Source organism: Streptomyces phaeochromogenes (assembly GCF_001418655.1).
Lineage (GTDB): Bacteria > Actinomycetota > Actinomycetes > Streptomycetales > Streptomycetaceae > Streptomyces > Streptomyces phaeochromogenes.
In genome coordinates this window covers 29648-37204 of record NZ_LIQZ01000086.1, presented here as the reverse complement: position 1 = coordinate 37204, position 7557 = coordinate 29648, and the positions used below count along the sequence as shown (strand labels likewise).

General features: G+C 71.3%; 10 protein-coding genes. 8 read left to right on the top strand and 2 right to left on the bottom strand.

All coding sequences use genetic code 11. The features are described from left to right. The 4 genes from AOK17_RS51615 to AOK17_RS12435 form a co-directional block, all read left to right on the top strand. On the top strand, positions 1-950 hold a 950-nt coding region (locus tag AOK17_RS51615), incomplete at its 5' end, for a TerD family protein (protein WP_206190740.1). 456 nt (positions 951-1406) lie between these two features. Further along, complete coding sequence (locus AOK17_RS12445) at positions 1407-1631, top strand: hypothetical protein (protein WP_055612476.1); 225 nt, start codon at positions 1407-1409, stop codon at positions 1629-1631. Positions 1632-1661: 30 nt separating this feature from the next. Next, positions 1662-2882, top strand: a complete 1221-nt coding sequence (locus AOK17_RS12440; RefSeq protein WP_079052969.1) for an acyclic terpene utilization AtuA family protein — start codon at positions 1662-1664, stop codon at positions 2880-2882. A gap of 6 nt (positions 2883-2888) precedes the next feature. Further along, positions 2889-3221 (top strand): DUF4387 family protein, encoded by a 333-nt coding sequence (locus tag AOK17_RS12435; RefSeq protein WP_055612497.1) that lies wholly within the window; start codon positions 2889-2891, stop codon positions 3219-3221. Between the two features lie 108 nt (positions 3222-3329). On the opposite strand, the gene AOK17_RS12430 is transcribed toward AOK17_RS12435, so the two are convergent. Continuing rightward, on the bottom strand, positions 3330-3908 hold the full coding sequence (locus AOK17_RS12430; protein ID WP_055612475.1) for a TetR/AcrR family transcriptional regulator: 579 nt from the start codon (positions 3906-3908) through the stop codon (positions 3330-3332). Between the two features lie 92 nt (positions 3909-4000). Here AOK17_RS12430 and AOK17_RS12425 point away from each other — a divergent pair, with 92 nt between their 5' ends. The 4 genes from AOK17_RS12425 to AOK17_RS12410 all read left to right on the top strand — a co-directional run bounded on the left by AOK17_RS12425 (position 4001) and on the right by AOK17_RS12410 (position 6707). Then, complete coding sequence (locus AOK17_RS12425) at positions 4001-4450, top strand: anthrone oxygenase family protein (RefSeq protein WP_055612474.1); 450 nt, start codon at positions 4001-4003, stop codon at positions 4448-4450. A gap of 178 nt (positions 4451-4628) precedes the next feature. After that, the gene (dhaK, locus tag AOK17_RS12420) at positions 4629-5621 is read left to right on the top strand and encodes a dihydroxyacetone kinase subunit DhaK (RefSeq protein WP_055612496.1); all 993 of its coding nucleotides are present in this window, start codon (positions 4629-4631) and stop codon (positions 5619-5621) included. A 59-nt stretch (positions 5622-5680) separates the two neighbouring features. Continuing rightward, positions 5681-6280 (top strand): dihydroxyacetone kinase subunit DhaL, encoded by a 600-nt coding sequence (dhaL, locus tag AOK17_RS12415; protein WP_055612473.1) that lies wholly within the window; start codon positions 5681-5683, stop codon positions 6278-6280. Position 6281: 1 nt separating this feature from the next. After that, positions 6282-6707, top strand: a complete 426-nt coding sequence (locus AOK17_RS12410) for a PTS-dependent dihydroxyacetone kinase phosphotransferase subunit DhaM (protein ID WP_055612495.1) — start codon at positions 6282-6284, stop codon at positions 6705-6707. Here AOK17_RS12410 and AOK17_RS12405 read toward each other — a convergent pair. Further along, on the bottom strand, positions 6692-7453 hold the full coding sequence (locus AOK17_RS12405) for a glycoside hydrolase family 75 protein (protein ID WP_055612472.1): 762 nt from the start codon (positions 7451-7453) through the stop codon (positions 6692-6694). The two genes, AOK17_RS12410 and AOK17_RS12405, sit on opposite strands and share 16 nt — an antisense overlap. Positions 7454-7557: the final 104 nt, after the last annotated feature.

The window sequence follows — 7557 nt, the reverse complement described above, 5'->3', positions numbered from 1 at the left end:
CTCCGGCTCCGGCTCCGGCTCAAGTACAGGTCACCGAGCCCGAATCCACCACAACACCGGTCCCGGAAGAGCCCGTCCTGCCGTCGCCCTCCCCCGGCGCAGCCGTCCCCGTCCCGCGCCAACCCACCGACTCGGTCGGCTCCTTGGACAAACCGCTGACGGGTCACCGGGTACTGGTGCTCGGCGGTGTCCACGCCGACGCCGTGGCGGCCCGTACCCGTGTCGTCGAACTGGGCGGATCCGCGGCCATCAACCTGTCGGCCAGCGTCACCGACGTCGTCCTGCTCGCCCGCGGGGAGCAGGACCGCCGCATGAGCCGCATCACCGCCCTTGAACTCCCCGTGCACGACGGGCACTGGCTCACCGCGCCGGCCGCCGTCGACCGGGGCACGGCGGCCGTACGGGCCCAAGAACCGCAGGTGTTGCCGAGGGGCGGCGTCACCGATCTGCCCGTGCCGCAGGGCAGATCAGCGCCCGACTGGTACATCACGGCCAGCTGGGCTCCGCAGGCAGATTGCGAGATCGACGTCGTCGCGTTCCTCCTCGACGAGGACGAACAGGTCACCTTCGACGAGGAGTTCATCTTCTACGGTGCCCCGGAGAGCCCAGCCGGCACCGTGCGGCTCCTCACCGGCGGACCCGCCGAACAGACCATCGCCGTCGACGTGGCGTCCCTGCCGCCCGCGACCCGCAAGGTCGTCGTCGCCGCGGCCATCGACGGTGTCACCACCTTCGGGACGGTCGGCGCGATCCAGATCGGTGCGGCCGCCGGCAACAGCGGCGCACCCATCGCCCGGGCAACCCTGGACGCCGCCACGACCGAACGCACCATGCTCCTCGCGGAGATCTACCGCAGAGGTCCCCTCTGGCGCCTGCGCACCATCGGCCAGGGCTACGACCACGGCCTCGACGCCCTCGCCCGCGGATACGGGGTCGACGTCGCCGACTGAACGAGGTGCCAACGGCGGTGCCTGAGGGGTGCTTGCCCGGAGGTGCACCGACCGGGCTGACCCGTTCTCCTCGCCGTGGGCGGTCCTCAAGGACCTCGTACGGGAGCCGAGCCGGGCCAGGCTGCTGCTCATGGCCGACATCTTCTGCTTCGCCGGCATGTGGGCAGCACTGCGCTCACTGACCACCCCGTACGGCACCGAGGTCCTCGGCATGACCCGCGGCGCGGCCGGCGGCATCGCCCTGCCAGGCGCGATCGCCTTCCTCATCTGTGTCGTCCCGCTGGCCTACCTCTCGCACCGGCTCGGCGAGCTCCGCATGATCCGCTACGGCATCGCGCTGTTCGTCGCGGGCCTGCTCGTCGGCTTCGCCGAACCCACCCCGGCCTTCACCGCCGCGTCCGTGGCCGTCGCCTCGATCGGCTACGCCGTCTTCTCCGTCAACGGGCTGGTCGCCCTGTGGGCTCTGCGCCCAACAACCGTGTCCTGGGCGCCTACACCGGTCTGTACACGGTGGCCTCGGCCTCCGGCATGGCGCTCGGCCCCGCCCTGCTCGGCGCCACCGTCGACCTCACCGGCTGGCGCTACATGTTCCTCAACGCCGCCGTGTTCGGCGCGGTCACCTTCGCCGTCTTCACCCTCGTGGCCCGCCGCGCCGGGCAGCCGCTCGCAACTGCTTCCTGACCTTCACCCGCACAACAGAAAGCCACCCCGATGGACATACGTATCCTCGCCCCGACCGGAGCCCTCGGTGCTGGCTTCGACACAGCCGCCCTCGACCGCGGTGTGGCCGCCCGCCCGCACGTGATCGCCTGCGACGCCGGCTCCACCGGCTCCGGCCCCGCGGCGCTCGGTTCCGGGACCCCCAAGCTCTCCGCCCAGGCCGTCACACGCGACCTGCGCCTGCTCCTCCGGGCCCGCGACACCCTTCAAGTGCCGCTGATCATCGGCTCGTGCGGCACCAGCGGACGCGACGACGGCGTCGACCGGGTCGCCGGCCTGGCCCGAACCATCGCCGCCGAGGACAACCTGCACTTCAGACTCGGCCTCATCTACAGCGACCAACCGGCGGAGCGCCTCCAGCACCTGTACGACGAGGGCCGCATCCGGCCTCTGGCCAACGCCACCGCCATCGAACGGAAGTTGTTCGAGCGCAGCCACACCGTCGCCATGATGGGCGTCGAGCCCATCCAGGAACTCCTGCGCGACGGCTACGACGTCATCCTGGCCGGACGGGCCGGCGACACCGCCCTGTTCGCCGCCCTCGCCCATCTGAACGGCGCCGACCCCGGCCTCACCTGGCACATGGCCAAGACCATCGAATGCGGCGCCGCCTGCGCGATCCCGCCCGATGCCAACGGACTCCTGGTGACCCTGCGCGACGACCACTTCGACGTCACCACGCTGGCCGACGGCAGTCGCCTCACCCCTCGTTCGGTCGCCGCCCACACGCTGTACGAGAACGCCGACCCGTTCCACATCGCCGAGCCCTCCGGCACCCTCGACACCACCCACGCCACCTACGAGGCCGTCGACGAACGGACCGTACGCGTCCGTGGCTCCCGCTACATCGAGGCCGACGGCTACACCAACAAACTCGAAGGCGCCGAACTCGTCGGCTACCAGACCGTCATCATCGGCGGCGTCCGCGACAGGGTCGTCATCGAGCGCCTCCCCGAGCTCCTGCCCATGGCCAAGAAGTACTTCGACGCCAAGATCCTCGACGTCTTCAGCGGCCAGGTCGACCCGGACAGCATCGACATCAACTACCGTCTCTACGGCACCGGGACGGTCCTGGCCGGCACCGAGCCCACTCCCCTGCAGCCCCAGGAACTCGGCGTACTGATCACCGTCACCGCGCCCGACCAGGGCACCGCCCACGCGATCTCCACGTTCGTCGCCCACGCCTCCTCGCACCTGCCCATCCCCGAGTAGGAAGGCCTGGTCTCCACGCTCGCCTACCCCTATTCACCACCCGAGACGGACCGCGGCCCGCTCTACCGCTTCACCCTCACGCTCGACTTCATGTGTCACGACCAGCACGCCTACGAGGCACTCACCAGCACCGGAATCCTCAACCGGACCCTGTTCGCCGGGCTGTTCAACACCAGCGAGAACGAGATCCTTGTGGTCAACCACCCCCACGCCCTCGCGGTCAAAGTCTCCTTGCCCCGCCCCTCCGTACAGGGCGACCAGCACGACAGCGACTGCTACGCCGGCCAGCAGTACGCCCCACGGATGGAACTCCAACTGCCAGAACTACCGTGCGCCTGAGCATCGCCAGACCTCCCATGAGCCTGCGCATCGGAGGAAACGACACCACTCCGACACCGGGACACCACCCTGCGCACTGCGACGAGCCGCAGCCTGCCGGACGGTGCGTCAGATCACGGCGAGCCGGTCCACCAGCAGCTCCACCCTCCGCTCGGCGTCCCCCGGCGGAAGCCGTCCCGCCCGGGTCAGGGTCGCCAGCCCGTGCAGGGCCGCCCAGAACACCTCGGTGAACAGCGCCGGGTGGACGCCGTCCCCGGCGACCGCGCCGAGGTTCTCCAGCAGGGCGGCGAAGGCGTCCTTCAGAGGCTCCGGGGTTTCCTCCAGCGCGAACGCCAGCCCGCCGTCGAGCTGGAACATGGCCTCGTAGACCGCCGGGTTGCGTTCGGCGAAGTCGAGGTAGACGCGGGCGAGGGCGGCGACCCGGGCGCGCGGGCCGTCCGCGGCGGCGGCCGCTGCCCGCAGCGCCACGGCCATCTCGGCGGCGCCCTCAAGAGCGACCGCGCCGATGATCTCGCGCTTGCCACGAAAGTGGCTGTAGAGGACGGGCTGGCTGTACTCGATGCGCTCGGCGAGCCGACGGGTGGTGACCGCGTCCCAGCCCTGCTGCTCGGCGAGTTCGCGGGCCGTCGCCAAGATGAGGCGCTCGCGGCCCGCCCGCTCGCGCTCCTTGCGTTCCTGTACCGACATGAAGCGATCCTAGCACCGCTAGACAATCGAGCGGCAGAAGGTCTAGCGTTGACCCATCACCTAGCGACGCTAGATTCAAGGAGGGGTCATCAATGCTCAACGCACTAGAGGTCTTCACCACCGTGGCCGTCGGCGTGATGGTGGGGGTGGAGTTCTCCGTCGCCTTCTTCGTCAACCCGATCCTCGACGGCCTCCCCGGCGACAACGGCCTGCGCGGCCGTACCCACGGGGCCCGGCTGCTCGGCGCCGTGATGCCGTTCTGGTACGTCGGCTCGCTCGCCCTCGCCGCGGTCTGGGCCATCGCCGGCCGGCACGACCCCGGCGCCGGTCTCGTCGTCACCGCCGCCGCACTGCTGATCCTCAGCGTGGTCATGTCGGTCCTGCTGCTCGTCCCGATCAACAACCGGGTCAAGACGTGGACCGCCGACGGCCTCCCCGCCGACTGGAAGCAGCAGATGAACCGCTGGGACCGCTTCCACTACGTCCGCGTCGCCGTCATCATCGCCGCCTTCACCTCGCTGGCCGCCGCCCTCCAGGTCTGATGCCAGGTCCGCCGCGCAGCGCGGCCGGCAGATCAGCACCAAGGCTCTGGCACGCCCAGGAGCGTCCGCGCACGTGACCTTCGCTGCCACAAGGTCGATACTTCCGACAGAAGCGCTCACTCCGACCAGCAGGAACACAGGCAATATGCTCGCCTGTTCGGCTCACCAGGAGGTACCCATGAAGATGCTCATCAACGTCGCGGAAACCGTTGTCGCGGACGCGCTGCGGGGCATGGCGGCTGCCCATCCCGAGCTGATCGTGGATGTCGAGAACCGGGTGATCGTACGGCGGGACGCTCCGGTGCCCGGGAAGGTGGGCCTGGTTTCGGGTGGCGGTTCGGGGCACGAGCCGCTGCACGGCGGGTTCGTGGGCCCCGGGATGCTGTCGGCGGCCTGCCCCGGCGAGGTGTTCACGAGTCCGGTGCCGGACCAGATGGTGCGGGCGGCAGCCGCCGTGGACAGCGGCGCCGGCGTGCTGTTCATCGTGAAGAACTACACCGGTGACGTGCTCAACTTCGACATGGCGGCGGAGCTGGCCGAGGACGAGGGCATCCAGATCGCCAAGGTCCTCGTCAACGACGACGTGGCCGTGACCGACAGCCTCTACACCGCCGGCCGCCGTGGCACCGGCGCGACGCTGTTCGTGGAGAAGATCGCGGGCGCGGCGGCCGAGGAGGGTCAGCCGCTGGAGCGGGTTCAGGCGCTCGCCCGGCAGGTCAACGAGAACTCGCGCAGTTTCGGCGTCGCGCTCAGCGCCTGCACGACTCCGGCCAAGGGCAGCCCCACCTTCGATCTGCCGCCCGGGGAACTTGAGTTGGGCGTCGGCATCCACGGCGAGCCCGGCCGGGAGCGGCGGGCCATGATGACCTCGCGGGAGATCGCCGACTTCTCGGTGAACGCGATCCTGGAGGACATGAGCCCCCGTAACCCCGTCCTGGTCCTGGTGAACGGCATGGGCGCCACGCCGCTCCTGGAGCTGTACGGCTTCAACGCCGAGGTGCAGCGGGTGCTGACCGAGCGCGGGGTCCCGGTGGCGCGCACGCTCGTCGGCGACTACGTCACGTCGCTCGACATGGCCGGCGCCTCGGTGACCCTGTGCCAGGTCGACGAGGAGCTGCTGCGGCTGTGGGACGCGCCGGTGCGTACGGCGGGCCTGCGCTGGGGCATGTGACGCTCCCCCGGCCAGTGCCGGTGCGACCGGTCAACTCCCTTACCAAGCAAGGAGATCCAGTGCTCGACGCCGACTTCTTCCGCCGTTGGATGACGGCGACCGCCGCGTCCGTGGACCGAGAGGCGGAACGGCTGACCGCCCTCGACTCGCCGATCGGCGACGCAGACCACGGCAGCAACCTGCAGCGCGGCTTCAGGGCCGTGGCGGCCACCCTGGAGAAGGAGGCGCCGGAGACGCCCGGCGCCGTCCTGATGCTCGCCGGACGACAGTTGATCTCGACGGTGGGCGGCGCGTCCGGGCCGCTGTACGGGACGCTGCTGCGCCGCACGGGCAAGGCGCTCGGCGACGCGGCCGAGGTCGACCAGCAGGAGCTCGCTCGGGCGCTGCGCACCGGTGTGGACGCCGTGATGCAGCTCGGCGGGGCCGCGCCCGGCGACAAGACCATGATCGACACGCTGGTGCCCGCGGTCGACGCGCTCGGAGGGTCCTTCGCGGCGGCACGGACGGCCGCCGAGGAGGGCGCCCTCTCGACCACGCCGTTGCAGGCCCGCAAGGGCCGGGCGAGCTACCTGGGCGAGCGCAGCATCGGACACCAGGACCCCGGTGCCACCTCCTCGGCCCTCCTGATCGCGGCGCTCGCGGAGACGGCAGGTGAGTGACGTGCCGGGCACGACAGGAGGCGGGGAGAAGCTGGTGGGCATCGTGCTCGTGTCGCACAGCGCGGCGGTGGCCGCCTCGGTCGCCGAACTGGCGACGGGGCTCGCGGGCGGCGGTACGACCGCTCCGGTGGCACCCGCGGGCGGCATCGAGGGCGGCGGCTTCGGCACCAGCTCCGAGCTGATCTCCGCCGCAGCCGCAGCCGTGGACCGGGGTGCCGGTGTCGCCGTCCTCGCCGACCTGGGCAGCGCGGTCCTCACCGTGAAGGCGCTGCTGGCCGAGGGCGACGAACTCCCGGCGGGCACCCGCCTGGTGGACGCCCCCTTCGTCGAGGGCGCGGTGGCGGCGGTGGTCACGGCCTCCACGGGAGCCGACCTGGCGGCGGTGGAGGCAGCCGCCGCAGACGCGTACGGCTATCGGAAGGTGTGAGACGGGCGCCCTGAGGGGGCCTTGTTCCGGCGGATGAACTCCCGGGCCAGTCGCTCGCCCTCGGCGACGGCCGCCCGGGCGTTCTCGATGGGAGACACGCCGGAGCCCTCGAAGAAGATGTACGTGACCCCGGAGGCGGCCCCGCCGCCCTGCGGGTCGGGGCGGATGCCGAGGCCGCGGGCCGTGGCGTACGACGCCTCGCCGATGAGCCCCTCGGGGCCGAGGTCGCCGACGACCGCGTACTGCACACGGTCGCCGTGGATCACGGCGGCGACCGTGCCGCTGCGGACGCCGTGTTCCTCGTGGTCCCAGATGTGGCTGGCGGCGGGCACGACGACGTACGGAAGGGTCGCGGCGTCGAGCTGGTTCCCGTCGGACTGCTGGAAGGCGGTGGCGTCGGCGAAGAGCGGGTCGGTGCTCTCGTTGCAGTACGGGCCGCGGCGGCCGTCGCAGTCGATGTCCAGGTCCGCCTTCCAGAAGACCGCGCCGCGCTTTCCGCAGACGGGGATGTCCGCCGGCGCCCCGTCGTCGGTCCGGTAGCGGCCGTGGGAGACGGGCACGCAGCCACGCACGGCGGCCAGCAGGTCGGCGGCCCTGACACCCCCCGCGGATCCGGCACTCCCCGGGGGTCCCGCGTTCCCCGCGCGCTCGTGCACGGCATCGGGCAAGGGGGCGACGTCGGAGATCGTGGTGGGGGCGAGCAGGGCAGCGCCGGCCGCGGCCAGCGTCAGCGACTGGGCACGCACGATAAGAGACCCTCTCCTGGGCGGGCACTGACGAACACTCAGCCCAATCTGGTGGGGGTTCGATCATGTGGCCACCGTTGGGGGGCCGTACGGAGCACGCCCGG

Bases quoted from the DNA above. Each gene is read 5' to 3' on its own strand.
- dhaK (WP_055612496.1), top strand. From the start codon at position 4,629: ATGAAGATGCTCATCAACGTCGCGGAAACCGTTGTCGCGGACGCGCTG.
- AOK17_RS12425 (WP_055612474.1), top strand. From the start codon at position 4,001: ATGCTCAACGCACTAGAGGTCTTCACCACCGTGGCCGTCGGCGTGATG.
- AOK17_RS12430 (WP_055612475.1), bottom strand. From the start codon at position 3,908: ATGTCGGTACAGGAACGCAAGGAGCGCGAGCGGGCGGGCCGCGAGCGC.
- AOK17_RS12440 (WP_079052969.1), top strand. From the start codon at position 1,662: ATGGACATACGTATCCTCGCCCCGACCGGAGCCCTCGGTGCTGGCTTC.